Genomic DNA, 22638 nt, shown 5'->3' with positions numbered 1-22638 from the left:
CCGGCCCGGCGGGGACGGCGGCGCTGTGCGAAACTGGGCGCGATGACCCACATGCTACCGCCAGCCCCCGACGGGCGGCGGAGCCTCGCCGACGTCCTGCCGGGCGCCCTCGACGCGCTCCTGGGCCGCCCCGGCCTCTTCGGCTCGCCCCGCGTCGAGCGGATCGTGGTCGTCCTCGTCGACGGCCTGGGTGCCGCGAACCTCCGCCAGCGCGGGGGCCACTCGCGCACGCTCGCCCCGGCCCTCAACCGCGGCACCACGCTCGTCTCGGGCTTCCCGACGACCACCGCGGCGGCCCTGGCGAGCCTGACGACGGGCCTGCGCCCGGGCGGGCACGGGATGGTCGGCTACCGCGTGCTCGACCGCGCCTCCGACCGCCTGGTCAACCAGCTCTCCGGCTGGGACGAGGGCATGGTGCCCGAGACGTGGCAGCCCCACCCCACGGTCTTCGAGCAGGCCTCGGCCGCCGGTGTCCGGGCCGGAGTGATCGGCCCCGCGCGGTACGCCCGCTCCGGTCTCACGCGGGCGATCCTGCGCGGCGCCGAGTACCACTCCGCCGGCGGCGTCGCCGAGCGCTTCACGGCGGCGCGCGCCCTGCTCGACGAGGGCGGCCGGCAGCTCGTGTACCTCTACGTCCCCGAGCTCGACCAGGCGGCGCACGCGCGCGGCTGGGAGTCGCCGGAGTGGACGGCAGCGCTCGAGCTCCTGGACGGGGAGGTCGGCGGAGCGGTCCGCGGGCTCTCCGCCCGCGAGAGCGTGCTGGTCACCGCCGACCACGGCATCGTGGACGTTCCGGCGTCCTCGCACGTGCTCGTCGAGCGGGGACCGCTGCTCGAGGGCGTCCGGCACCTCGGCGGAGAGCCCCGCTGCCTGCAGCTGCACCTCGAGCCGGGTGTGGACCCCGACGAGGTGGCGCGGCGCTGGATCGAGGCGGAGGGCGCACGCGCCTGGATCGCGACGCGCGACGGGGTCGCTGCGAGCGGCTGGTTCGGCGAGGTCTCGCCGGCGGCGGCCGAGCGGATGGGCGACGTGTTCGTCGCGGCACGGAGGACCATCGCCTACTACGCGGCGGACGACTCCTCCGGCCGCTCGATGATCGGACAGCACGGGTCGCTCACGCCGGAGGAGACGCAGGTGCCGCTCCTCCGCTTCGGCGCGCTGGCCTGAGCCGGGCCGGAGGGACGGGGGGCACCGTCCGCCCCGGCGGAGCCGCGCCGGCGGAGGGTCAGTCGTCGCTGCGCGCTCCGAAGACGATCTCGTCCCAGCTCGGCATCGACGCCCGCCCCCGGCGGAGGCTCCCGCGCACGCCCGACGGCTGCTCGGGGACCGGGGGAGCGGTGCGCGGCGGCTCCGGTGCCTTCTCGACCGGAGGAGCGGCCTCGGCCTCGGGCTCCGGCTCCTCGCGGACGCGGAGGCTCGAGGCGTGATCGCGCTCGCCCCGGCGGCGCCGCAGGGCGTCGAGCAGGTCGGCGGTGTCGTTGAGGTTGCGCTCGCGCTGCTCCGTCGTGCTCGTGACGGGGCGGGGGAGCGTCGAGATCGGGCGCGGGGTCTCGGAGAGGGCCGGCTGCGGTTCCGTGTCGGAGGGGCGGACGGCGGCCGGCCGGGCGTGCGGCATCGCGGCGGGGCGGCCGGCGGTGGGGTGGTCGGCCCGGGCGGAGCGGCTCGGCGCCTCCGCAGACTCCGTGTCGAAGCGCGTGGCGAGCTCGTCGACGGCGGCGGGGATGACGGCGCGCAGGCGCGGGATGAGGGTCGGCCGGATCTCGCCCTGCTGCGAGAGCGTGATCGCCTCGGAGGTCAGCGGCGACAGCAGCGCCTTCCGCGGGTCGAAGCGCCAGCGGGCGTCGTGGTCGATCTCGTCCGAGCGGAAGAGGAGCTTGACGACCCAGCCCTCCTCCTCCTTCCAGCTCGACCACTGCTCGCCCTCGGCGCCGAGCGACGCGAGGCGGTCGCGGATGACGTCGCCGAAGGGCGTGCCCTCCTCGAGGGGATCGGGGTCGGTGGTCGTGTAGACGCGCACGGCGAGGGCGGACGCGACGATGTGCTCGCGCTCGGCCGTGACGGGTCCCTCGAAGCGCTGGACGTAGCCCAGGTCGGCGCCCGTGAGCTCGGCGACCTCCTCGGCGGAGAGCCCGGAGCGGATGTGGGCCTGGATCTCGCGGGGGGAGACGCGCTTCTCGCGCGGCGGGAGGGTGTGGACCCGCGGCCGCAGCTGGCTCTGCAGCGTCTCGTCGATGCGGACCGAGAAGCGCTCGCCGCCCTCGGACACGAGGACGAGCGATCCGCCCTCGACGCCGATCACCTTCAGTTCCATCATCGTGGGGACCCTCCTTCTGGACGCGGACCGGGCAAGGATGCCACGCGCCCGGGCGATCGGCCGGGAATACCCCGGGCGGGTCGAAAGTTGGTGCGGAAGGAGGCGGGGCGAGCGGGTGTCAAGAGCCGTTCGAGGTGGTTTGCGAATCGATGCGTCGTGATGCACACTGACCCCGCCGATTTGTTGAACAGCAGAAATAAGAAGTGGATGGGAATGGCTACGGACTACGACGCCCCCCGCAAGACCGATGACGACTCCGAGTCGATCGAGGCCCTGAAGGAGCGAGTCCCCGACAAGATGTCCGGAGTCGTCGACGTCGATGACGCCGACAACCCGGGCGGATTCGAACTGCCCGGTGCCGATCTGTCCGACCTCGATCTGGACGTCGTGGTCCTTCCGCCCCAGGCGGACGAGTTCACGTGCGTGAGCTGCTTCCTCGTGAAGCACCGCTCGCAGATCGACCACGAGGAGAAGCTCGGACCGATCTGCCTGGAGTGCGCCGCTTAAGCGCCTCCCGGCTCCGAAGGACGACCGCTCCGTCGCCGTGATCCCCGGATCGCGGCGACGATGTCGTCCGGGCGGCGGGTGGAGACCAGCCAGTACGGCGTCGGGTCGGCCGGATCCTCGATCGGGACCCGCACCACCTCCTTCACCCAGCCGCGGATGACCAGGTACGCCCGCGCGTCCAGGCGCGTCCCGCGCTCGGCGAACGCCTGGTCCCCCGAGTAGGAGGACGGCTCGCCCACGAGGTCCAGCGGGATGTGCGCGCGGCCGGCGCGCAGCTCACCCTCCGCCACCTCGATCACGGGGGAGAGGGCCAGCAGCGACAGCACGCAGCCCGCGTACAGCACGACCGCGACGATCACCCCCACCGCGAGGTCGATGGGCGCGAACACCAGGATGCTGGCGGGGATCACGAGGGCGGTGGCGACGAAGAGCCAGGGCGCGGGCCACAGCCTCTCTCGGTAGGACGACATGACCCTATTGGATCAGACGTTTGGTCTACCCTCGTCACGTGCCTGCAACCGTCGACGTCCCGATCACCGCGGACCGGCTCCCCTCCTACGCCCGTCCGGGCGACGCGGGAGCCGATCTCCACTCGACGGAGGACGTGGTGCTCGCCCCCGGTGAGCGCGCCTCCGTCGGCACCGGGGTGGCCGTCGCCCTCCCGGAGGGCCACGCCGGCTTCGTCGTCCCCCGCAGCGGGCTGGCCTTCAGGCACGGCATCACCGTCGTCAACGCCCCCGGAACGATCGACGCGGGCTACCGCGGCGAGATCCGGGTGGCGCTGCTGAACACCGACAGCCGCGAGACGTACCGCGTCTCGGCGGGGGACCGGATCGCGCAGCTCGTGATCGTCCCCGTCGTCCAGGCGAGGTTCACGGCCGTCGACGAGCTTCCCGAGTCGGTCCGCGGCACGGGCGGCTTCGGATCCACCGGGTACGCCGCCGGCGCCCAGGAGACCAGAATCCACGAGGAGAGCGCATGAGCGACATCCAGTCCACGACCGGCGAGGCCGCCGAGCCCGTCCAGCAGGACTTCGAGAAGTCGGCGCCGGAGGACCGCGCGGAGGCCGGGCCCCTGGACGAGCGCGAGGCCAACCCGGTCCGCCCCTACATCGACCTCGGCGGGGTGAAGGTGCTTCCCCGCGAGGGCATGCACATCCGCCTCGAGGTCGAGGAGGGGACCAAGCGCGTCATCGCCGTCGGCCTCGACTACGCAGGGTCGACGCTGCAGGTGCAGCCCTTCTCCGCGCCGCGCTCCTCGGGCCTCTGGCACGAGATCCGCGGCCAGATCGCCGAGCAGATCGGCCGTCAGGGCGGATCGACGACGGAGCGCGACGGCGTCTTCGGTCCGGAGCTCGTCGCCGAGCTCCCGATCGCCGGCGGCCAGACCCGCGTCGCCCGGTTCGTCGGCGTCGACGGTCCGCGCTGGTTCCTCCGCGGCGTGATCGCCGGAGCCGGAGCCGTCGACGAGCAGGCGGCCGCCTCGGTCGAGGAGCTCTTCCGCAGCATCGTCGTGGTCCGCGGCAGCGGCCCGATGCCTCCGCGCGACCTGATCCCGCTGAAGGTGCCGACCGGCAGCCAGACCCAGCAGAGCGCGAGCTGACCGGCATGGAGCCGGTGCGGCCCGAGGACCCGGCCCGATCGGAGGAGCCGGTCCGGCCCGAGGTGGGCGACGCGATCGCGCAGGCCGCCCGCCGCTCGGGACTCGGCGCGGTCGCCGACGGCGAGCCGTTCGACGGGAAGGCGCTGCTGCGCACCATGGGCGGCGTCCGGGGGATCCTCGAGGCCGTCGTGCCCGGCATCGCCTTCGTCCTGCTCTACACGGTCACCTCGGAGCTGGTGCTCTCGCTGGTCGCATCCGTCGGGCTCGCCGTGGCGTTCACGGTGGCGCGGGTGCTCGGCCGGACGCCGGTGATCCAGGCCGTCGGCGGGCTGCTCGCCGTGGTGGTCTCGGCCGCACTGGCGCTGTTCACCGGGCGGGGCGTCGACAACTTCGCCCTGGGGCTGCTCACCAACCTCGTCTACGGGCTCGTCTTCCTCCTCTCCGTCCTCGTGCGCTGGCCCCTGATCGGCGTCGCCGCCGGCTTCCTGATGGGGGACGGCACCGCCTGGCGATCCGATCGGCGCAAGCGCCGCCTCTTCGGCGCCCTGACCCTCGCGTGGGCGGGGCTCTTCCTCCTGCGCCTGGCCGTGCAGTACCCGCTGTTCCTCGCCGAGGACACCACGGCGCTGGGCATCTGGAAGCTGGCGCTGGGCCTGCCCCTGTACGCGCCGCTGCTGGTGCTCACCGTGCTCGCCGTCCGGGCCGAGTACCGCGGAGCCGACGAGCGCGCCGATGCGGGCGATGCTCCGGATCGTGCATAGAATTGTCTCGACGTCGAGATAAATAGCGCTCGCCTCCCCGCACCGTCGCGGCGAGGTCGACCGGGCGCCTCGGCGTCGAGGAGTTAGGTCCTCCTTGGTGGCAGGCCGCTGTGCGCGGTCGTCAAGATGAGGACGGAGAGCGGCTCCGCCCGTCGGCGGACGCTGCAGTCAGCGAAGGAGAGGGCGACGTGTCCGCGGTAGACAGCTTTGGATCGAAAGACACCCTGAAGGTCGGCTCGACCGACTACGAGGTGTTCCGCATCGACCGGGTCCCCGGTCACGAGAAGCTCCCGTTCAGCCTCAAGGTGCTGCTCGAGAACCTCCTCCGCACGGAGGACGGCGCGAACATCACCGCCGACCACATCCGCGCCCTCGGCGAGTGGGTCCCGGAGTCGGAGCCCGACACCGAGATCCAGTTCACGCCGGCCCGCGTGGTCATGCAGGACTTCACCGGCGTGCCCTGCATCGTCGACCTCGCCACGATGCGCGAGGCCGTCGCTGCCCTGGGCGGCGACGCGAACCGGATCAACCCGCTCGCGCCCGCCGAGATGGTGATCGACCACTCCGTCATCGCCGACCTCTTCGGCACCGAGGACGCGCTCGAGCGCAACGTCGAGCTCGAGTACGAGCGCAACGGCGAGCGGTACCAGTTCCTCCGCTGGGGCCAGACCGCCTTCGACGACTTCAAGGTCGTCCCGCCCGGAACCGGCATCGTGCACCAGGTCAACATCGAGTACCTGGCCCGCGTCACCATGACCCGCGAGGTGGGCGGTGCGCTGCGCGCCTACCCCGACACCTGCGTCGGCACCGACTCGCACACGACGATGGTCAACGGCCTCGGCGTGCTCGGCTGGGGCGTCGGCGGCATCGAGGCCGAGGCCGCGATGCTCGGCCAGCCCGTCTCGATGCTCATCCCGAAGGTCGTCGGCTTCAAGCTCACCGGCTCGATCCCGACCGGCGTGACCGCGACGGACGTCGTGCTCACCATCACGCAGATGCTGCGCAAGCACGGCGTGGTCGGCAAGTTCGTCGAGTTCTACGGGGCAGGCGTCGCCGCGGTGCCGCTCGCGAACCGCGCCACCATCGGCAACATGAGCCCCGAGTTCGGCTCCACCGCCGCGATGTTCCCCATCGACGACGTGACCCTCGACTATCTGCGCCTCACCGGCCGCAGCGACGAGCAGATCGCCCTCGTCGAGCAGTACTCCAAGCTGCAGAAGCTCTGGCACGACCCCGCGGTCGAGCCGGTCTTCAGCGAGTACCTCGAGCTCGACCTCGGCACCGTCGTCCCCTCGATCGCCGGCCCGAAGCGCCCGCAGGACCGGATCGAGCTCTCGTCCGCCAAGACGCAGTTCGAGTCGGACCTCACCAACTACGCGGACGTCTCGCACGACATCGTCGACCTGACCATCGCGGAGTCGTTCCCCGCCTCCGACCCCGGAGAGCTGCAGCCGCAGGACGAGCACAGCAGCCACGAGCACACCCACCGCTCGCACGCGCCGGCGACCGCCTCCAAGCCGACCACGGTCGAGCTCGGCGAGGGCGGGACCTTCACGATCGATCACGGCGCCGTCGCGATCGCGGCGATCACCTCGTGCACCAACACGTCGAACCCGTCCGTCATGCTCGCGGCCGGCCTGCTGGCCCGCAACGCGGCGCAGAAGGGCCTGAAGGCCAAGCCGTGGGTCAAGACCACGCTGGCGCCCGGATCGAAGGTCGTCACCGACTACTACGAGAAGGCCGGCCTGACCGAGTCGCTCGAAGCGCTCGGCTTCTACACGGTCGGCTACGGCTGCACGACCTGCATCGGCAACTCCGGCCCGCTGCTCGAGGAGATCTCGGCCGCGGTGCAGGACAACGACCTCGCCGTGACCGCCGTGCTCTCGGGCAACCGCAACTTCGAGGGCCGCATCAACCCGGACGTGAAGATGAACTACCTGGCGAGCCCCCCGCTCGTCATCGCCTACGCGCTCGCCGGCTCGATGAACTTCGACTTCGAGGTCGACGCGCTCGGCACCGACTCCGACGGCAACGACGTGTTCCTCAAGGACATCTGGCCCGACGCGGCCGAGGTGCAGGCGACGATCGACTCGTCGATCGACAAGTCGATGTTCGACACGCAGTACGCGGGCGTGTTCGACGGTGACGAGCGCTGGCGCGCGCTGCAGACCCCCGAGGGCTCGATCTTCGAGTGGGACGAGTCGTCGACCTACGTGCGGAAGCCCCCGTACTTCGACGGCATGACGATGGAGACGACCCCGGTCACCGACATCGCCGGTGCCCGCGTGCTCGCCAAGCTCGGCGACTCCGTCACGACCGACCACATCAGCCCGGCCGGCTCGATCAAGGCCGACAGCCCCGCCGGCCGCTACCTCGACGAGCACGGCATCGACCGCAAGGACTACAACTCCTACGGCTCGCGCCGCGGCAACCACGAGGTGATGATCCGCGGCACGTTCGCGAACATCCGCCTGCGCAACCAGCTGCTCGACGGCGTGGAGGGCGGCTACACCCGCGACTTCACGCAGCCGGACGCCCCGCAGTCGTTCATCTACGACGCGTCGCAGAACTACCAGGCCGAGGGCACCCCGCTCGTCATCCTGGGCGGCAAGGAGTACGGCTCCGGCTCGTCGCGCGACTGGGCGGCCAAGGGCACGAGCCTGCTGGGCGTCAAGGCGGTCATCGTCGAGAGCTTCGAGCGGATCCACCGCTCGAACCTCATCGGCATGGGCGTCGTCCCGCTGCAGTTCCCCGCGGGCGAGAGCTGGGAGTCGCTGGGCCTGGACGGCACCGAGTCGATCAGCATCTCGGGCATCGAGGAGCTGAACGAGGGCGTCACCCCCAAGACGGTCCACGTCGTCGCCGAGCCGACCGAGCACTCGGCCGAGGGCAAGCGGACCGTCGAGTTCGACGCGGTCGTCCGCATCGACACCCCCGGTGAGGCGGACTACTACCGCAACGGCGGCATCCTGCAGTACGTGCTGCGCTCGCTCGTCTAGATCAGCCGCAGAGCGTGTGCGCCTTCCCTGCGGGGGAGGCGCACACGCGTTCCCGGGGGCCCCGTGCGTAGACTCGGGAGACGTCCCCACCTCGCTCACGACCCCGGAAGGCGGCGCGCATGGCTGTTCTCGAGACCATCGGCGGTCCTCGCGATCTCGATCGCCTGACCGCGGCCGAGCTCGAGACGCTGGCGCAGGAGATCCGCGACTTCCTCGTGCGCGAGGTCTCGAAGACCGGCGGCCACCTGGGGCCGAACCTCGGCGTCGTCGAGACGACCATCGCGATCCACCGGGTCTTCGACTCGCCGCACGACGCGATCGTGTTCGACACCGGCCACCAGTCCTACGTCCACAAGCTGCTCACCGGTCGCCAGGACTTCTCGAAGCTCCGGCAGCGCGGCGGCCTCGCCGGCTACCCGCAGCGGAGGGAGTCGCCGCACGACATCGTCGAGAGCTCGCACGCCTCCAGCTCGCTGTCCTGGGCGGACGGCATCTCCCGCGCCTTCACGATGACCGGTCAGACCGACCGCCACGTCGTCGCGGTCGTGGGCGACGGCGCCCTCACCGGCGGCATGACCTGGGAGGCGCTGAACAACATCAGCGACGACAACTCCCGCGGGCTGGTCATCGTGGTCAACGACAACGGGCGCTCCTACGCCCCGACCATCGGCGGCATGGCCCGCTTCCTCAACGGCGTCCGCACGCGGCCGACCTACCGCACGATGCACCGCGGCTCCCGGGCCGTCTCGGAGCGGCTGGGCGGCCCCGCCGCCGCCGTCTACCGCGGCGTGCGCGGCGGGCTCCACGGCTTCCTCAGCCGCTTCATCAACAACGAGGCGCTCTACTCCAACCTCGACATCAAGTACCTGGGGCCGATCGACGGACACGACCTGACGGCGATGGAGGAGGCCCTCCAGCAGGCGAAGGACTACGGCCAGCCGGTCATCGTCCACGCGATCACCCAGAAGGGCAAGGGCTTCGGTCCGGCCGTGCACGACCTCGCCGACCAGTTCCACGCCGTCGGGCAGATCGACCCCGAGACGGGCGAGCCGCTGAGCGCGGCCGGGGCCCGATCGTGGACCTCGGTGTTCGCCGAGGAGATCGTCACCCTGGCCGACGAGGACCCGACGATCGTCGGCATCACGGCCGCCATGCTCCGGCCCGTCGGTCTCGACCGCCTCGCGGAGAAGTACCCGGAGCGCGTCTTCGACGTCGGCATCGCGGAGCAGCACGCCGTGACCTCGGCCGCCGGTCTCGCCTTCGGCGGGCTGCATCCGGTCGTCGCGCTGTACGCCACCTTCGTGAACCGCGCATTCGACCAGGTCTTGATGGACGTCGCACTGCACCGCGCGGGCGTCACCTTCGTACTGGACCGCGCCGGAGTCACCGGGCCCGACGGTCCGAGCCACCACGGCATGTGGGATCTGGCGATCCTGCAGGTCGTCCCGAACATCCGCCTCGCCGCTCCGCGCGACTCCGTGCGTCTGCGCGAGGAGCTGCGCGAGGCCGTGGGCGTCACCGACGCGCCGACCGTGGTGCGCTTCTCGAAGGGGAGCGTCGGCGACGAGATCGACGCCGTCGAGCGCCTCGGCGACGGAGTCGACGTGCTCGCCCGCGCCGAGCGCAAGGACGTGCTGCTGGTCACGGTCGGGCCGATGGCCGCGATGGGTCTCGAGGTCGCTCAGCGGCTCGCGGCCCAGGGCATCGGAGCCACCGTCGTCGACCCCCGCTGGGTCGTGCCCGTGCCCACCAGCATCATCGAGCTCGCCCGCGAGCACCGCATCGTCGTCTCGATCGAGGACGGGGTGCGCGTCGGCGGGATCGGCACGCGCATCCGCCAGGACCTGCGCGAGGCCGGCGTGGACACCGCGGTGACCGAGCTCGGGCTGCCCGACCAGTTCCTCGACCACGCCAAGCGCGAGGAGATCCTCGAGGACGTCGGACTCACTCCCCAGCACATCGCTCGCGACGTCGTCGCGCAGGTGCTGGGCAGCAAGATCCCGGTCGCCCGTCCGCTCCCGGACGAGGTCGAGGCCCGGGACGACGCCCGCAGCGACTGATCGGCCGTCGGGACCCGTCCCTCAGGCGACGCGCGGAAGGGGCGCCGGATCCGATCCGGCGCCCCTTCCGCGTCACGACACTCCGCGTCAGTCGACGCCGCGGATCGCGGGGTGGTGGAACGTGTCCCCGAACGCCCGCTCGCTCGCGCCGACCCGGTCGAGGTAGGGCGTGAGCCCGCCCATCTGGAACGGGTAGCCCGCGCCCAGGATCAGGCAGAGGTCGATGTCCTCCGCGGCGTGCACGACGTCGTCGTCCAGCATCCGCTTGACCTCGTCCGCGAGACCCGTCTCGACGCGCAGCCGCAGCTGCTCGGCCGTCATCGGCTCCGTGCCGCCGGAGACGATCGCGACAGCGCGCTTGTCGACGCCCTTCACCCGCCCCTTCGCGTCGCGCTCGAAGACGTGGCCGAGCTCGGCGAGGCGGTGCAGGTTGGGGCTGTCGAAGAAGCGGTCGGGGAACGCGGCGTGATGGGTGTCGAGCACGTGCGCGCCGACCTTGAGGCCCACCAGCTCGAGCAGCTCGAACGGGGTCATCGGCAGGCCGAACGGAGCCAGCGACTGCTCGACGACCTCGAAGGGAGTGCCCGTGTCGACCGCGTGCATCGCCTCGCCCAGGACCTTCGCCAGCACGCGGTTCACCACGAAGCCCGGGGTGTCGCGTGTGATGACGGCGTTCTTCTTGAGCTTCGCGGCGGTGACCATCGCCGTCGAGAGGGTCTCGTCGTCGGTGTGCGGTGTCCGGACCACCTCGATCAGCGGCATGACCGCGACCGGGTTGAAGAAGTGGAAGCCGACGAGGCGCTCCGGGTGCTCCAGCCGCTCGCCGATGCGCTCGACAGAGAGGGACGAGGTGTTGGTCGCGAGCACCGCCGTGGGCGAGACGTAGCGCTCGATGTCGGCGAAGACCTCCTGCTTCACCGACAGCTCCTCGAAGACCGCCTCGATCACCCAGTCGGCGTCGGCGAAGTCGGAGCGATCGGTCGTGCCGGTGATCAGCGCCCGGAGGCGGTTCGCGTCGTCGGGAGAGACGCGCCCCTTCGTCAACAGCGCATCGATCTCGGCGCGGATGCCCGCGACGCCCTTGTCGACCCGCTCCTGGTCGAGGTCGGTGATGACCACCGGCACCTGGAGGCGGCGGAGGAAGAGCAGCGCGAACTGCGAGGCCATGAGGCCCGCGCCGACGACCCCGACCTTGGTGACGGGCTTGGCCAGCGCCCTGTCGGGCGCTCCCGCGGGACGCTTGGCACGCTTCTGCACCAGATCGAACGCGTAGATGCTCGCGCGGAACTGGTCGCCCGAGATCAGGTCGGCCAGCGCCTCGTCCTCGGCGGCGAAGCCCTCCTCGCGGGTGGTGTTCTTCGCGGCCTTGAGAAGCTCCAGCGCGCGGTACGGAGACGCCGCGACCGTGCCGATCCGCGACTCCAGCTGCTTGCGAGCGATCGAGATCGCGACGTCCCACTTGACCAGCCGCTCCAGCTTGCCGGGTGCGTTCGGCCGCTCCACCTTCACGGAGCCGCCGATCACGCCGTCGGCCCAGCGGAGCGAGTCCTCGAGGAAGGCGGCGGGCGGGAAGATCGCGTCGGCGATGCCGAGGTCGAACACCTCCTGGCCCTTGAGCGTGCGGTTGTTCTTGAGCGGGTTCTCGACCACGACCTTGAGGGCGTTCTCGATGCCGATCAGGTTCGGCAGGAGCCACGCGCCGCCCCAGCCGGGGATGATGCCGAGGAAGACCTCGGGGAGCCCGAGCGCGGGGATGGAGGAGTCGACGGTGCGGTAGTCGGCGTTCAGGCCGATCTCGGTGCCGCCGCCCAGGGCGAGGCCGTTGATGAAGGCGAAGGACGGCACGCCCAGCTCGGCCAGCATCCCCAGCGTGCGGTGGCCCAGGCGCGCCAGCTGGCGGCCGAGCTCACGGCTCGGGATGGCCCCGACCTTGCTGAGGTCGGCTCCCGCGGCGAGGATGAACGGCTTGCCGGTGATGCCGACCGCCTGGATCTCGCCGCGCGAGGCGCGCTCCTTCTGCGTGAGGAGGACGTCCGCCAGCTCGAAGAGCGACGCCGGCCCGAAGGTGTTGGGGCGGGTGTGGTCGCGGTCGTTGTCGAGCGTGATCAGGGCGAGCGTGCGGCCGCTGGGCAGCGGCACGTCGCGGACGTAGGAGTGGGTGACGACCTCGCCCTCGGCGAGGTCCACGAGGTTCTCGAATCCGTCGAGCATGGGTCAGCGTCCCTTCCGTCGTCCGCGCTTGCCGTCGTAGTGCGGGTTCTCCCAGATCACCGTGCCGCCCTGGCCGAGGCCGACGCAGAGGGCCGTCACGCCGTAGCGGACCTCGGGGTGCGACTCGAACTGCCGGGCCAGCTGGATCATCAGCCGGACCCCGGAGGAGGCGAGCGGGTGGCCGATCGCGATCGCTCCGCCGTACTCGTTGACGCGCGGGTCGTCGTCGTCGAGGCCGAAATGGTCGAGGAAGGAGAGCACCTGCACGGCGAACGCCTCGTTGAGCTCGAAGAGCCCGATGTCCTCGATGCCCAGGCCCGCCTTGCGGAGCGCCTTCTCGGTCGAGGGGACCGGGCCGATGCCCATGATCTCGGGCTCGACGCCGGCGTACGCGAAGCTCACCATCCGCATCTTCGCGGACAGGCCCAGCTCCTGCGCGGCGTCGGCGCTGGCCAGGAGCGACACCGTCGCCCCGTCGTTGAGCCCGGAGGAGTTACCCGCGGTCACCCGGCCATGGGGGCGGAACGGGGTCCGCAGGCCCGCGAGGCCCTCGAGGGTCGTCTCGGGGCGCGGTGCCTCATCGGCGGTCGCGAGGCCCCAGCCCGCGGCGCTGCGCGTGGCGACGGGGACGAGGTCCGGCTGGATGCTGCCGGCGGCGTACGCGGCGGCGAGCTTCTGCTGGCTCCGCAGGGCGTAGTGGTCGGCGCGCTCCTTCGTCAGGTGCGGGAAGCGGTCGTGGATCCGCTCCGCCGTGCGGCCCATGTTGAGCGCGTCCTCGCCGACGAGGCGCTCGGAGAGGAAGCGCGGGTTGGGGTCGGCGCCGAAGCCCATCGGGTGCCGGCCCATGTGCTCCACGCCGCCGGCGAGGACCACGTCGTAGGCGCCGAACGCGATGCCGCCCGCGGTCGCGGTGACCGAGGTCATCGCTCCGGCGCACATGCGGTCGATGGCGAAGCCGGGCACCGACTTCGGCAGCCCGGCGAGCAGCGCCGCCGTGCGGCCGAGGGTCAGGCCCTGGTCGCCCTGCTGGGTGGTGGCGGCGATCGCCACCTCGTCCACCCGCTCCTTCGGCAGCGCGCCGTTTCGCTCCAGCAGACCGATCATCGCCTTGACGACGAGGTCGTCGGCTCGGGTCTGCCAGTACATGCCCTTCTCGCCGGCACGCCCGAACGGAGTACGGACTCCGTCGACGAACACGACTTCGGATCTCTCGGCCACAATGCCTCCCAGGAACTCACGGTCGCCGTCGATCGTAGGAACCGGCACCGCGCAGCCGGAATCCTTTGCCGCTTCCTACGAAGGGGTTTCGGTGCCCTCGGCCGGCGCTTGGGCCGCTTCGACAAACGCGGTGGCGATCGAGCCCGACGTGGCCTCGACCTGCCAGGCGCGGGCGCCGGCGCGGGTGAGCTCCGCGGCGACCGACTCCGCGGTCAGCGGCTCGGGCGGGTTCCAGGCCACCCGGCGCAGCAGCTCCGGCGTGAGCAGGTTCTCGACCGGGAGCGAGAGCAGCTCCGCGATCTCGGTGACCACGGCGCGTCCCGCCTTCAGGCGCGCGTCGGCGGCCGGGTTGCGATCGCCCCACGCGCGCGGAGGTGGGAGCGTGTCGGCGGCCGGGCGGGTCGGGCTCGGCAGGTCCTCGGTCGTCGTCCCGCGCTCGATCGCGGCCCACCAGCGCTCGACCTCGCCGCGGCTGGCGCGGCCGGTGAAATCGCGGCGGCCCGAGAGCTGGCCGATGCTGGTCGGGATGTTGCGGGCGACCGCGATGATCGAGGAGTCGGGGATCAGGCGGCCGGGAGCGATGTCGCGCTCGCGGGCGAACGCGTCCCGGGCCAGCCAGAGCTCGCGCGCCACGGCGAGGGGGCGCGGGCCGCGGAGCGAGTGCATGCCGGAGAGGCGGCGCCACGGATCCGGCGGGACCGCCTTCGGGGCGCGCGCGAGCGTCGCCTCGAACTCCTCGCGGGCGATGCGCGTCTTCCGCGCGGCGATGAGCATCTCCTCCATGCGGTCGCGGAGGTCCACGAGGAGCTCCACGTCCTTCGCGGCGTAGACGAGCCAGCTCTGGGGGAGGGGACGGGTCGACCAGTCGGCGGCCGAGTGCTCCTTGGCCAGGTGGATGCCGAGGAGGTCCTCGACGACGGCGCCGAGGCCCACCTTGGGCAGTCCGAGGAGCCGGGCGGCGAGCTCGGTGTCGAAGATCCGCACCGGGTCCAGGCCCACCTCGCGCAGGCAGGCGAGATCCTGGCTGGCGGCGTGGAGGACCCACTCCTCCTGGCCGATGACCGCCTGCAGGGCGTCCATCCGGCCGATGGCGGGGGGATCGAAGAGGAACGCGCCGGCGCCGCGCCGGTAGACCTGGATCAGGTACGCGCGCTGCGAGTAGGTGAAGCCGGAGGCGCGCTCGGCGTCGACGGCGACGGGGCCCTCGCCGGCGGCGAGGGCGTCGACCGCGGCGAGGAACTCGTCGGGCGTGGAGAGGACACGGTAATCAGTCACGGTTGTTCCGTCGGAAGGCGAGCGGGGTCACACCGTCGCTCGATACGGGCGGGAGACCCGCGAGCATGCACAACAGCTCCCCCCACCCTTCCACGTGAGCGGCGAGCTGCGCATCATCCGGGCTCCAGGAGGCGCGGATCTCGATCTGCGCACCGTCCCCCTGAGCGGCCAGCTCGCCGAAACCGGTGGAGAGCACCTTGGTGGCCGTGCCGGACGCGGCGGAATAGGAGGCGCCCCGCGCCCCGAGGGCGTCGATGAGCCAGGACCAGGCGACCTCGGCGAGGAACGGATCGGTGCCGATCTCGACCTCGAGCGGGGCCTGGGCGAAGCAGACGACACGGAAGGGGCCGCCCCACTGCTCGGGCTCCTCGGGGTCGTAGAGCAGGATGAAGCGCCCCGTGCCCAGCTCGGAGTCGCGTCCGTGCGCGTGCGGCGCGACGTCGCCCGACAGGGCGAGGGCCCAGGGCGCGAGACCCGACGGCGAGGCGATCTCGGACACGGTGAGCTCGGCGCGCGTGGCAGCGGCGCGGATCGACTCCGTCGCGACCCGGAACTCCTCGGGGAGCTGGGACGACGCTGGGAATTCGGGCACGGTCGCAGACTAGGGTTCCGACGCGCCCGGGACGCGGAGGCACGCCGGGTGGGCGGCTCTCAGCGCGTGCGGCTCCAGCGGGCGTAGACGGCCCCGGAATCGTCCGCGGCCAGGAGCGTCAGGGCGTAGGCGTCGTCGACGACGGCCGTGCCCGTCGCGACCGGGAGGCCCGGCAGGACGACGCGCGGCGAGGTGGTGAGGCACAGCTCGTCGACCCGGCCCGAGGCGAGGAACTGGCCCGAGAGCGAGGCGCCGCCCTCGCAGACGACGCGGTGCAGGCCGAGCCCGGCGAGAGCCTCCAGGAGCTCGTCGACGCCGATCCGCTCCGAGGAGGACGGGACCGGGACGACCTCGACGCCGGCGGGGAGCCCCTCCACCGCGCCGCGCGACTCCGGCACCAGCAGCAGGACCCGGGAGCCCTCCTGCAGCTCCAGGCGGTGCCCGGCGAGATCGCCCGAGGCGGAGACGACGGCGAGCGGGACCCGCCGGGGGACGCGGTAGCCCTCGGCGCGGACGCTCGCGGCTCCGACGAGGACGACGTCGGCCTGCTCGCGGACGACTCCGAGGATCGTGCGGTCGACGCGGTTGGTGAGCGTCTCGCTGGTGCCGTCGGAGCCGGTGCTGGAGCCGGTGACGCTCGCGATCATGTTCAGGCGCACGCGCACCGCCTCGTCGGGACGCCAGGCGTCCGCGACCGCCGCTCGCGCGCCCTCCTCGCCGATCACGATCGGCGGACCCGCGGGGACGAGCGGCCGGAGGATCATGCGGCCAGGTGCGCGCGGACCTGCCGCTTGGTACGGCCGAGGAGCGCGGTCATGCCGCGCAGGCGCAGCGGCGAGACCGCCTCCGAGAGGCCGATGGTCTGCGGGAAGTCGTCGGGGACGGCGAGCACCTGCTCGGGGGTGAGCCCGGCCAGGCCCTGCGCCAGGATCGACGCGAAGCCGCGCGTCGTGGGCGCCTCGCGGGGAGCCGTGGCGTGCAGGTGCACGATCCCGCCCTCGACGTCGACGACGATGAAGACGGGCGCCTGGCACTCCTCCACGCGCTCGAAGAGGTCCGGGTGGTCGCGGTAGCGCTCGGGCAGGTCGGGGAGCTCATTCGAGAACTCGAGCAGGAGCTGCAGGCGCTCCGGCTTCTCGAGGGCGAGGAACTCCTCGCGGATGTCGCGCAGAGCGTCGGGGAGCGTGGTGTCGGTCATCCGGTCCAGTGTCTCATCGGGGGAGGGGCGGCGGGCGGTCGCAGCGGAGGCCGGGAGCCCGGATCCGGCCCGTCGACGGGCGGATCGGCGCTCCCGGCCTCCGTCGTGACGCGTCAGCGGGCCGCGGGGGCCTCGCCGGGCTCGGCGCCCTGCACGATCGGGACGCGGACGGCGCTGCCCCACTCGGTCCAGGAGCCGTCGTAGTTGCGGACGCCCTCGAAGCCGAGGAGGTGGGTCAGCACGAACCAGGTGTGGGCGGAGCGCTCGCCGATCCGGCAGTAGGCGATGACGGAGTCGCCGTCCTTCAGCCCTGCGCCCTCGCGGTAGATGCCGTTCAGCTCGTCGAGGGGGCGGAAGGTGCCGTCCTCGGCGGCGGCCCTGCCCCACGGCACGTTCTGCGCGCTCGGGATGTGACCGGCGCGCAGGGCGCCCTCCTCCGGGTAGGCCGGCGCCGTGGTGCGCTGCCCGGTGAACTCCTCCGGGGAGCGGACGTCGATCAGCGGGTTGCCGAAGTGCGCGAGGACGTCGTCCTTGAAGGCGCGGATCTCGGCGTCGCTGCGTTCGACGACGGGGTACTCGGCGGGCTCCGGGGAGGAGGCGTCGGTGGTCGTCGGGCGGCCCTCCGCGAGCCACTTGTCGCGGCCGCCGTCGAGCAGACGGACGTCCTCGTGACCGAAGAGGGTGAAGACCCAGAGCGCGTAGGCGGCCCACCAGTTGTTCTTGTCGCCGTAGACGACGACGGTGGTGTCGCGGGCGATGCCCTTGCCGCCGACGAGCGCGGCGAACGCGGCGCCGTCGATGTAGTCGCGCTGCACCGGGTCGTTGAGGTCGGTGTGCCAGTCGATCTTGACGGAGCCGGGGATGTGGCCGGTCTCGTAGAGCAGGACGTCCTCGTCGGACTCGACGACGACGAGACCGGGAGTGCCGAGGCGCTGCTCGAGCCAGTCGGCGCTGACGAGCCGTTCGGGGTGCGCGTAGGAGGCGAACTTCGGCGACGGATCGGTTTCGACGGACAAGGAGGACCTCCAGGATGGTGCGCGGAGCGCGGGCGTGATTCCACGGCGGGCTACGCTGGAGCCCGCCCTTCAGCGACAGTACGCGTCCGCGGACGACGCCGCACGGAGGGCGCCGTAAGAGTTCGACACAGAACCGCGGCGGCTCCGTGCCCGGTGCGGCCGCCGCCACTGAGCGCACTGACCCCCGCCGTGCGCAGGATGCGAGACGCGAGTGAGCCCCGACGACGTCCGATCGACGAGCAGCCTGACCGCCCGCTCGCCCCAGATCAGCGGGCACGAGATCGCGTCGACGCTGGTGCCCCCGCGCCAGTTCGAGGGCGCCACCTTCGAGAGCTACCGTCCCGACCCGGAGTACCCCTCGCAGGCCGACGCGGTGGAGGCTCTGCGCGCGTTCGCCGCCGGCGGCGGATCCAAGGGAGGCGGAGGCGGCTTCCTGGGCTTCGGCCGGAAGAAGGCCCCCGCGGTCAAGCCGGGCGTGTACCTCGACGGCGGCTTCGGCGTCGGCAAGACCCACCTGCTCGCGGCGATCTGGCACGCGGTGCCGGGCCGCACCTACTTCGGGACGTTCATCGAGTACACCGCGCTCGTCGGCGCGCTCGGCTACGCGGCGACCGTCTCGCTCCTCAAGGGCTCGGCGCTGCTGTGCATCGACGAGTTCGAGCTGGACGACCCGGGCGACACGATGCTGATGACGCGGCTCCTCGGCGAGCTCGTCGCCTCCGGGAGCCGCATCGCCGCGACCTCGAACACCCCGCCCAACGCGCTGGGCGAGGGGCGCTTCGCCGCGGCGGACTTCCTCCGCGAGATCCAGTCGATGGCCGCCCACTTCGAGACGATGCGGATCGACGGCACCGACTACCGGCGCCGCGACATCGAGGGCCACGCCGTGGTGCGCACCGACGAGGAGATCGACGCTCTCGTCGCGGCCGCCCCCGCCGGCTCCGTCGTCACCGACGACCCGTTCGCGGACGCCGTGCACCACCTGGGCACCGTGCACCCCTCCCGCTACATCAAGGTGATCGACGGCGTCGACACCATCGTGCTCCGGGGCGTCACCGCTCTGACCGACCAGACCGACGCCCTGCGCCTCGTGGCCTTCATCGACCGGGTCTACGACGCGCAGATCCCGGTCCTCGCCTCCGGGACGCCCCTCGACGAGGTCTTCGGCGGCGACATGCTGAGCGGCGGCTACCGCAAGAAGTACCTGCGCTCGATGTCGCGGCTCATCGCGCTCACCTCGATGGCGCCCCGCTCCTAGGGGCGGATCCGCTCTCCTCCCGGCGTTCCCGGGGTCGTCGTCGTGCCGTCCGCCAGCGCGCCGTAACGCGCTTTTTACACAGGGGCCTCGGCCGTAACCTCCGCGAAACGCGGTGCCTCACGGGACGAAACCTCGCGCCACCAGACTGTCGGCTACCCGAGGTGACCCGACACCCGCGTGTCTCCAGGCCGTGCTCCGACGCAGCGTCCTCGCTCCGGGCTTTTCTCTGCACACTCACGAGAGGTTCAACAATGGATCAAGGCAATACCGCGTTCCTGCTCATCGCAGCCGCGCTGGTCCTGCTCATGACCCCCGGGCTCGCCTTCTTCTACGGCGGCCTGGTGCGTGCGAAGAGCGTCATCAGCATGATGATGCTCAGCTTCGGAGCCATGGGCCTCATCGGGGTCCTCTGGGTCCTGTACGGCTACGCGATCGCGTTCGGCAACGGCCCGTCCGGCCCCGCAGGGACCGACACCTTCGTCGGCATCGACGGCGTCCTCGGCATCGACACCGCCCAGATCGGCCTGCAGGGCATCTACAACGACGCGCTCGGCGAGCAGACGTCGGCCTACCCGACGCTGGCCTTCGCCGCGTTCCAGGCGACGTTCGCGATCATCACCGTCGCGCTCATCTCCGGCGCCATCGCGGACCGCGCGAAGTTCGGCGCCTGGATGGTCTTCGCCGGCGTCTGGGCCACCGTCGTCTACTTCCCGGTCGCCTCGTGGGTCTTCAACTTCACCCTCGGCGACGACGCCACCGTCGTCGACGGCGGCTGGATCGCCTACGGCGTCGGCGCGATCGACTTCGCGGGCGGCACCGCCGTCCACATCAACGCCGGAGCGGCGGCCCTCGCCCTCGCCCTGGTGCTCGGCAAGCGCGTCAACTTCACCAAGGGCGCGCACCAGCCGCACAATCCGCCGTTCGTGCTCCTGGGCGCCGGACTGCTGTGGTTCGGCTGGTTCGGCTTCAACGCCGGCTCCGAGCTCGCCGCCGACGGCATCGCGGCCGTCGCCTTCCTCAACACCATCGCCGCTCCGGCCGCCGCGATCCTCGGCTGGCTCGTCGTCGAGAAGATCAAGGACGGCAAGCCCACCTCGATCGGCGCCGCCTCGGGCGCGGTCGCGGGCCTCGTCGCGATCACCCCGGCGTGCGCCAGCCTGTCGCCGTTCTGGGCGATCGTCCTGGGCGTCATCACCGGAGCCGTCTGCGCCCTGGCGATCGACCTCAAGTACCGCCTCGGCTACGACGACTCGCTCGACGTGGTCGGCGTGCACCTGGTCGGCGGCCTCATCGGAACGCTCTACATCGGCTTCTTCGGCACCGGCGTGGGCCTGTTCCTCACCGGCGACGCGAGCCAGCTCGGCAAGCAGGCCCTCGCGGCCTTCACCGTCCTCGCCTACTCCTTCGTCATGACGCTCCTCATCGGCTGGATCATCCAGAAGACGATGGGCTTCCGCGTGAAGAACGAGGACGAGATCGCCGGCATCGACACGGCCATCCACGGAGAGGCGGGCTACGTCCTGGCGGACTGACCCCCTAATCCGCAGCACCCGACGGGGTGCCGGCTCTCCGGAGCCGGCACCCTGTCGGCGCATCCGGGCCGGGCGACCGCCGGGCGCGCCCCCGCGGGCGGGCGGCTGAGAATCCGGGCTAGGGTTCCGGGGTGCCCTCCTCGCGCTCGGTCGTGTCCCTGCTCCTCCGACTCCTCGGCCGCGCGGTCGCCCCGCGGCCGGACGCCGGGCCCCGCCCGCAGCGCCCGTACCTGAGCACGACGGCGCCGACCCCGGGCGCGAGCGGAGTGGGCCGCACCGTCGAGGTCGACCCATCGCGGCTCCGCGGGGTCCGCCTGGGCTACGCGCCCACGCCCGACGGCGACCCGGACCCGGGCGAGGTCGTCTGGACCTGGGTGCCGTACGAGGAGGACGACGGCCGCGGCAAGGACCGCCCGGTGCTCGTGCTCGCGGTCGAGAAGTCGGGGACGGTGCTCGCCGTGCGGCTGAGCTCGAAGGAGCACTCCGACTACCTGGCCGTCGGGACCGGCGGCTGGGACCCGGACGGGCGTCCCAGCTGGGTCGACCCGGAGCGCGTGTTCCGCGTGCACCCCGCCGGGATGCGTCGCGAAGGAGCAGCTCTGGAGCGTGCTCGGTACGACGCCGTCGCCCGGGTGCTCTCGGCGCGGTACGGCTGGCACTGAGCGCTCGACGTCGTCGAGCGGCCACGAGAGGTCGCCGCTGAGCGCCGCAGGGGAGATCCCTGCCCGTCGAACGAGGGCCGTGCTCCTCGGAGGAGGCGTCAGACCGGGTCGATCGGCACGAAGCCCGCGTACTTCGCGGCGCGGCCGTCCCCGGAGGACGTGCCGGTGAGCCTGCGCTGCACCCACGGCGCGACGTGCTGCCGGTAGTACTGCACGGTTCCGCCGCGCCGGAGTGCGGCCTCGGGAGCGTCGGGCAGCGCGGCGGGCGGCGTGAGCCCGAGCGCCCGCAGGACCCGGTCGGCCACCCGCCGGTGCCCCCGCGGGCCGAGGTGCAGGCGGTCCTCCGACCACAGCTCCGGATCGGCGAAAGCGGGGTCGTGCCAGTTGTCGGCGACGACCACGTCGGTCCGGTGGCTCGTCCGACGCAGGACGGCGTCGGTCAGCGCGTCCCCGCGGCGGCGGATGAGCGAGCCGAGCGGGAGCCGCGGCGACGGGTCGGCGCCGGCCAGGGCGATCAGCACGACGCCCTGCTCGTCGCAGCGCTCGAGCACACGGAGGTAGGCGTCGGCGATCCGCTCGATGTCGGCCCGCGGGCGCAGCATGTCGTTGCCGCCTCCGTTGAAGGAGAGGTGGGTCGGGCCGAGGGCGAGCGCGGGCTCGAGCTGCTCGGCGAGGATCGGCGCGATGAGCCGGCCCCGGATCGCGAGATTGGCGTACTCGATCCGCTCACCCGTGGCCGCCGCCCATCCCGCGGCCGCCAGATCGGCCCAGCCGCGCGGGGTGCCGTCCGGCCGCTCGTCGCCGACGCCCTCGGTGAAGGAATCGCCGATCGCGACGTAGCGGACGGCCGTCATCGGCGGGTTCCGGAGGTGCGCATCGTGGCACTGTACCGCTCCGCGGCCGGGCTCAGGCGCGGCGCCTCAGCGGGGTGACAGGTGCCGAGCGGACGCTGCTGGGGCGGTCCGGCGTCGCGGCGCCCGGCGCTGCGGCGAGCCGCTCCTCCTCGGGCCGGGTGCCGGGCCGGTGCTCGCGCTCGGGACGCGGGGCGGCCCGGAACCAGGCGGCCAGCGCGGAGGACCGGCGGTGCCTCCGGTGGTCGCGGTCCAGCTCGGCGGTGCCCCGGTAGCCGGAGCCCCGGGCGATGCGGTCGAGGCCGCCGAGAGCGACGGGGGTGCTCGCCATCAGGACGGCGGCCAGCTCGAGTCGGCGGAGGGCGAGGTGCTCGTCGAGGCCGAGCCCGTAGCAGCGGCGGAACCGCAGCCGCAGCAGCAGGGCGGGCATCCGCAGCTCGGCGGCGAGGTGGTGGACGGTGAAGCGCCGATCGAGGTAGCGCTCGTTGACGAGGGCGGCCGCCGCGATGGCGACGACGTCGAGCGGCCGGCGGGAGGCGGCGGCCACGGGTGAGCGGATCGAGTACGCCAATCTCGCGATCC

General features: G+C 72.3%; 21 protein-coding genes. 10 read left to right on the top strand and 11 right to left on the bottom strand.

Annotated features, from left to right (window positions below; genetic code table 11):
• Positions 1–42: 42 nt before the first annotated feature.
• The gene (locus C5C36_RS14940) at positions 43–1167 is read left to right on the top strand and encodes an alkaline phosphatase family protein (protein ID WP_258063710.1); all 1125 of its coding nucleotides are present in this window, start codon (positions 43–45) and stop codon (positions 1165–1167) included.
• A 58-nt stretch (positions 1168–1225) separates the two neighbouring features.
• Here the strand turns inward: C5C36_RS14940 and sepH are convergent, their stop codons facing one another.
• Entirely contained in the window at positions 1226–2314 is a 1089-nt protein-coding gene (gene sepH, locus C5C36_RS14935; protein WP_104232567.1) for a septation protein SepH, read from the bottom strand.
• Positions 2315–2527: 213 nt separating this feature from the next.
• Here sepH and C5C36_RS14930 point away from each other — a divergent pair, with 213 nt between their 5' ends.
• Positions 2528–2821, top strand: a complete 294-nt coding sequence (locus C5C36_RS14930; protein ID WP_055792269.1) for a DUF4193 domain-containing protein — start codon at positions 2528–2530, stop codon at positions 2819–2821.
• Here C5C36_RS14930 and C5C36_RS14925 read toward each other — a convergent pair.
• Positions 2818–3291, bottom strand: a complete 474-nt coding sequence (locus C5C36_RS14925) for a DUF3093 domain-containing protein (protein ID WP_104309985.1) — start codon at positions 3289–3291, stop codon at positions 2818–2820. The two genes, C5C36_RS14930 and C5C36_RS14925, sit on opposite strands and share 4 nt — an antisense overlap.
• 38 nt (positions 3292–3329) lie before the next feature.
• On the opposite strand from C5C36_RS14925, the gene dut reads away from it, so the two are divergent.
• The 5 genes from dut (at position 3330) to dxs (ending at position 10243) form a co-directional block, all read left to right on the top strand.
• The gene (gene dut, locus C5C36_RS14920) at positions 3330–3803 is read left to right on the top strand and encodes a dUTP diphosphatase (protein ID WP_104222105.1); all 474 of its coding nucleotides are present in this window, start codon (positions 3330–3332) and stop codon (positions 3801–3803) included.
• A complete protein-coding gene (locus C5C36_RS14915) occupies positions 3800–4423 on the top strand; it encodes a DUF3710 domain-containing protein (protein WP_104222103.1) in 624 nt (207 codons plus the stop codon). The genes dut and C5C36_RS14915 overlap by 4 nt, the downstream gene beginning before the upstream one ends.
• 5 nt (positions 4424–4428) lie before the next feature.
• Positions 4429–5184: a DUF3159 domain-containing protein gene (locus C5C36_RS14910; RefSeq protein ID WP_104225233.1), complete on the top strand. Its 756-nt coding sequence runs from the start codon at positions 4429–4431 to the stop codon at positions 5182–5184.
• Between the two features lie 188 nt (positions 5185–5372).
• Positions 5373–8183 carry an aconitate hydratase AcnA gene (acnA, locus tag C5C36_RS14905; protein ID WP_104222099.1) on the top strand — a complete coding sequence of 937 codons (2811 nt, stop codon included), beginning with the start codon at positions 5373–5375 and terminating at the stop codon, positions 8181–8183.
• Between the two features lie 119 nt (positions 8184–8302).
• Positions 8303–10243, top strand: a complete 1941-nt coding sequence (dxs, locus tag C5C36_RS14900) for a 1-deoxy-D-xylulose-5-phosphate synthase (RefSeq protein WP_104222098.1) — start codon at positions 8303–8305, stop codon at positions 10241–10243.
• Between the two features lie 87 nt (positions 10244–10330).
• Here the strand turns inward: dxs and C5C36_RS14895 are convergent, their stop codons facing one another.
• The 7 genes from C5C36_RS14895 to C5C36_RS14865 form a co-directional block, all read right to left on the bottom strand.
• Positions 10331–12454: a 3-hydroxyacyl-CoA dehydrogenase NAD-binding domain-containing protein gene (locus tag C5C36_RS14895; protein ID WP_104309984.1), complete on the bottom strand. Its 2124-nt coding sequence runs from the start codon at positions 12452–12454 to the stop codon at positions 10331–10333.
• Positions 12455–12457: 3 nt separating this feature from the next.
• Positions 12458–13672, bottom strand: a complete 1215-nt coding sequence (locus C5C36_RS14890) for a thiolase family protein (RefSeq protein ID WP_104250321.1) — start codon at positions 13670–13672, stop codon at positions 12458–12460.
• A 75-nt stretch (positions 13673–13747) separates the two neighbouring features.
• Positions 13748–14947, bottom strand: coding sequence for a ribonuclease D (locus C5C36_RS14885; RefSeq protein ID WP_104222092.1), 1200 nt, complete (start codon positions 14945–14947; stop codon positions 13748–13750).
• A complete protein-coding gene (locus C5C36_RS14880; protein ID WP_104222090.1) occupies positions 14940–15539 on the bottom strand; it encodes a DUF3000 domain-containing protein in 600 nt (199 codons plus the stop codon). Before C5C36_RS14880 ends, C5C36_RS14885 begins: the two co-directional genes overlap by 8 nt.
• Positions 15540–15598: 59 nt before the next feature.
• A complete protein-coding gene (locus C5C36_RS14875; protein WP_104222088.1) occupies positions 15599–16303 on the bottom strand; it encodes a dihydrofolate reductase family protein in 705 nt (234 codons plus the stop codon).
• Positions 16300–16737 (bottom strand): SufE family protein, encoded by a 438-nt coding sequence (locus C5C36_RS14870; protein ID WP_104222086.1) that lies wholly within the window; start codon positions 16735–16737, stop codon positions 16300–16302. Before C5C36_RS14870 ends, C5C36_RS14875 begins: the two co-directional genes overlap by 4 nt.
• 113 nt (positions 16738–16850) lie before the next feature.
• The gene (locus tag C5C36_RS14865; protein ID WP_104232576.1) at positions 16851–17753 is read right to left on the bottom strand and encodes a sulfurtransferase; all 903 of its coding nucleotides are present in this window, start codon (positions 17751–17753) and stop codon (positions 16851–16853) included.
• Between the two features lie 211 nt (positions 17754–17964).
• On the opposite strand from C5C36_RS14865, the gene zapE reads away from it, so the two are divergent.
• The 3 genes from zapE (at position 17965) to C5C36_RS14850 (ending at position 21205) form a co-directional block, all read left to right on the top strand.
• The gene (zapE, locus tag C5C36_RS14860; protein ID WP_104309983.1) at positions 17965–19011 is read left to right on the top strand and encodes a cell division protein ZapE; all 1047 of its coding nucleotides are present in this window, start codon (positions 17965–17967) and stop codon (positions 19009–19011) included.
• A 251-nt stretch (positions 19012–19262) separates the two neighbouring features.
• Entirely contained in the window at positions 19263–20543 is a 1281-nt protein-coding gene (locus C5C36_RS14855; RefSeq protein ID WP_104222080.1) for an ammonium transporter, read from the top strand.
• 131 nt (positions 20544–20674) lie between these two features.
• Entirely contained in the window at positions 20675–21205 is a 531-nt protein-coding gene (locus tag C5C36_RS14850) for a type II toxin-antitoxin system PemK/MazF family toxin (RefSeq protein ID WP_167299028.1), read from the top strand.
• Between the two features lie 98 nt (positions 21206–21303).
• Here the strand turns inward: C5C36_RS14850 and C5C36_RS14845 are convergent, their stop codons facing one another.
• A complete protein-coding gene (locus tag C5C36_RS14845; protein ID WP_104262912.1) occupies positions 21304–22059 on the bottom strand; it encodes an SGNH/GDSL hydrolase family protein in 756 nt (251 codons plus the stop codon).
• Positions 22060–22111: 52 nt separating this feature from the next.
• Positions 22112–22638 (bottom strand): hypothetical protein (locus tag C5C36_RS14840; RefSeq protein ID WP_219814906.1); only part of this gene is annotated, 527 nt, incomplete at its 5' end.

The sequence above is a fragment of the Rathayibacter sp. AY1G1 genome, assembly GCF_002932095.1.
Taxonomy (GTDB): Bacteria; Actinomycetota; Actinomycetes; order Actinomycetales; family Microbacteriaceae; genus Rathayibacter.
This window is presented reverse-complemented; position numbering and strand designations above follow the sequence as displayed.

Excerpts from the sequence above, each read along its gene's own strand:
- C5C36_RS14940 (WP_258063710.1), top strand. The coding sequence starts at position 43 with ATGACCCACATGCTACCGCCAGCCCCCGACGGGCGGCGGAGCCTCGCC.
- C5C36_RS14875 (WP_104222088.1), bottom strand. The coding sequence starts at position 16,303 with ATGATCCTCCGGCCGCTCGTCCCCGCGGGTCCGCCGATCGTGATCGGC.
- C5C36_RS14930 (WP_055792269.1), top strand. The coding sequence starts at position 2,528 with ATGGCTACGGACTACGACGCCCCCCGCAAGACCGATGACGACTCCGAG.
- sepH (WP_104232567.1), bottom strand. The coding sequence starts at position 2,314 with ATGATGGAACTGAAGGTGATCGGCGTCGAGGGCGGATCGCTCGTCCTC.
- C5C36_RS14915 (WP_104222103.1), top strand. The coding sequence starts at position 3,800 with ATGAGCGACATCCAGTCCACGACCGGCGAGGCCGCCGAGCCCGTCCAG.
- C5C36_RS14895 (WP_104309984.1), bottom strand. The coding sequence starts at position 12,454 with ATGCTCGACGGATTCGAGAACCTCGTGGACCTCGCCGAGGGCGAGGTC.
- dxs (WP_104222098.1), top strand. The coding sequence starts at position 8,303 with ATGGCTGTTCTCGAGACCATCGGCGGTCCTCGCGATCTCGATCGCCTG.
- C5C36_RS14910 (WP_104225233.1), top strand. The coding sequence starts at position 4,429 with ATGGAGCCGGTGCGGCCCGAGGACCCGGCCCGATCGGAGGAGCCGGTC.
- C5C36_RS14870 (WP_104222086.1), bottom strand. The coding sequence starts at position 16,737 with ATGACCGACACCACGCTCCCCGACGCTCTGCGCGACATCCGCGAGGAG.
- C5C36_RS14845 (WP_104262912.1), bottom strand. The coding sequence starts at position 22,059 with ATGACGGCCGTCCGCTACGTCGCGATCGGCGATTCCTTCACCGAGGGC.
- C5C36_RS14855 (WP_104222080.1), top strand. The coding sequence starts at position 19,263 with ATGGATCAAGGCAATACCGCGTTCCTGCTCATCGCAGCCGCGCTGGTC.
- C5C36_RS14925 (WP_104309985.1), bottom strand. The coding sequence starts at position 3,291 with ATGTCGTCCTACCGAGAGAGGCTGTGGCCCGCGCCCTGGCTCTTCGTC.